Below are 2,156 nucleotides of genomic sequence, written 5' to 3'. Positions count from 1 at the left end.
GCATATTGTATTGGTGCCGCGACACACGAAAAAGTCGAACCCGCCACCTTTAAAATATTATTCGTCAACGCATCGGCATCCTCCGGCATGATACTCACCCCAAATCGATAGCCGCCGCTTGAGCGATCCTTCGAGAGACCACCGGTGACAATGGTCCCCTCCGGGTAGACGGCGGCCATGACAAAATAACATCGGTCGTGCTCTCCATCTCCTCAGAGGTGCTCTCCTCCCAGCTTTTGAGTCTCCAGAGAAAGGTCATGACCGGACTGGCCCACCAGCTTTCCGAAAATCTTTGCCGCGCAGACGATACGATAGAAAAACTTAACAAAGACCTAAAGGAAGCCGAACAAATAGTCCGGCAATATGAAGAAATAGGCTCCGAGCACGATATCCAGCTTTCGCCCTCATGATTTAGGACTGGCCAATTTTCATCTTGAAAAGTTCGATTTTTTTTCTAGCCCCCTGCCTGCTCGCCTGAACTTCACATTCACCCCATCCTCTTCCGCCCGAGTCGCCATTGCACGTATACCGGCCCACCGGTTTTCATCTATACTTTGATTAAGCAGAGTTGAAACCGCTCTTATAGGAGTAATCCTGTGAACGCGCCCGTTGAAGTTGGCCTGATTCTCGCACTCACCACCGAGGGGCTGGCCGTAAGAGAATACGAACCCATGAGCGGCTTTGCTCAAGAAGCCGAGAAGCAGGGTTTTCACTCTATTTGGCTCTGCGATCATTTCTTCACCCTGCCTCCCGGCGGGCCACGGCAGGAGCGTATCCGCCAAGCCACAGGGCGCCCGCTAGAGTCACATTCCTCCCCGGTGAACCCTCTCCTTGAGGTCTGGACAACCCTCTCCGCCCTGGCCAGGGACACGGAGCGAATTCGGCTGGGCCAAAGTGTGCTTGCCATGGGCTATCGAAACCCGGCTCTTCTCGCAAAGATGGCCGCCACACTCGACGTCATCAGCGGCGGTCGCGTCGAGATGGGTATCGGGGCCGGCTGGGTCGAGGCAGAATATCGAGCCTATGGCTACGAGTTTCCCAAGGCCTCTGTTCGAATTGCCCAGATGGAAGAGGCCATCCAGGTAATGAAATGTATGTGGTGTGAGCCCGAGCCCACCTTCAAAGGAGACCACTTTCAAATTGAGCGGGCCTACTGCAACCCGCCGCCCGTACAAAAACCGCACCCACCCATATGGGTCGGCGGCGAGGGGCCCAAGGTGTTGGGTGTCGCCACGCGCCACGCCGAAGGATTCAACGCCCGCTATTGGCCACCCGAGCAATTTGCCGAGCGCTCGAGCGAGCTCGCCGATGGCTGCCGAGCCGCTGGGCGCGAGCCGGAAGATTTTCGCTCCTCGGTGATGGTTTTGATGGTTCCGGATAAAGACCCGGTTAAAGCTGAGGCCGAGCGGCGCAAATTCACATCAACGCCGGACTCTGGGTTCATCGCAGGAACCCCGGCCTACTGCATCGAGCGCCTTCGAGCCTACATCGATGCCGGGGTGCGCCGATTACTGGTAGCCATCCCAAATCTTGACAGGAACCCGGATCGCCTCCGCCTCGCTGGCGAGGAGATTCTTCCTGCTCTCATCGAGGCGGGTAAATAGCGCAGAAGCATTATCATGGCCCGTTTATTGGGCTAATATCATTCTTCGAGGAGAAGCCATGGACATGGATGCCTACCTCAAACCCGGCAAATACTCAGACTCCGAATCGCCGCTCGTTGAGGCAAAAGCCCGTGAGTTGATCGAGGGCTGCACGAGCGAGGCAGAGAAAGCCATTCGCATCCACACTTATGTCCGGGATGTCACCTTCGATATTGCTGGTGGTTTCCAGATGCTACTCGACGGAAAAGGCAAGGCCTCTGATTTCATTCGCGAGGGCCGGGGATTTTGCATGCACAAGGCGACCGCCTTCGCCGCCCTATGCCGGGCAGCGGGGATTCCTGCAAGGATTGGATTCGAGGTTGTCGATTGCCCCGATAAACCCTTCCTTCCCGAGAAGATGCGCAAGATGTACGGAACGCGCCCCCAGCCTTGGCATTCGACGGGCGAGGTCTACCTGAACGGCAAATGGCTCGTTGCCGACTGCACCGTTGATCGCGAGGGAGGAGAGCGAACCGGAAGAGCGGTGCCTGACTTCGATGGCATACACGATCT

At 56.7% G+C, this 2,156-nt stretch carries 4 protein-coding genes; 3 read left to right on the top strand and 1 reads right to left on the bottom strand.

Features of this window, described 5'->3' with window-relative positions; genetic code table 11:
- On the bottom strand, positions 1 to 179 hold a 179-nt coding region (locus tag HOJ95_00060), incomplete at its 3' end, for an aminotransferase class I/II (GenBank protein MBT6393076.1).
- A gap of 78 nt (positions 180 to 257) precedes the next feature.
- Between HOJ95_00060 and HOJ95_00055 the strand changes: the two genes are divergently transcribed.
- From HOJ95_00055 to HOJ95_00045, 3 genes are all read left to right on the top strand, one after another.
- The gene (locus HOJ95_00055) at positions 258 to 410 is read left to right on the top strand and encodes a hypothetical protein (GenBank protein ID MBT6393075.1); all 153 of its coding nucleotides are present in this window, start codon (positions 258 to 260) and stop codon (positions 408 to 410) included.
- A gap of 261 nt (positions 411 to 671) precedes the next feature.
- Positions 672 to 1,604 (top strand): LLM class flavin-dependent oxidoreductase, encoded by a 933-nt coding sequence (locus tag HOJ95_00050; protein ID MBT6393074.1) that lies wholly within the window; start codon positions 672 to 674, stop codon positions 1,602 to 1,604.
- A gap of 58 nt (positions 1,605 to 1,662) precedes the next feature.
- Positions 1,663 to 2,156: transglutaminase domain-containing protein (locus HOJ95_00045; GenBank protein MBT6393073.1), on the top strand; the 494-nt coding region annotated here is incomplete at its 3' end.

This window comes from Nitrospinaceae bacterium (genome assembly GCA_018669005.1).
Lineage (GTDB): Bacteria > UBA8248 > UBA8248 > UBA8248 > UBA8248 > UBA8248.
The sequence above is the reverse complement of the archived record's forward strand: the minus strand, read 5'-3'. Positions and strand labels throughout refer to the sequence as shown.

Excerpts from the sequence above, each read along its gene's own strand:
- HOJ95_00050 (MBT6393074.1), top strand. The coding sequence starts at position 672 with ATGAGCGGCTTTGCTCAAGAAGCCGAGAAGCAGGGTTTTCACTCTATT.
- HOJ95_00055 (MBT6393075.1), top strand. The coding sequence starts at position 258 with ATGACCGGACTGGCCCACCAGCTTTCCGAAAATCTTTGCCGCGCAGAC.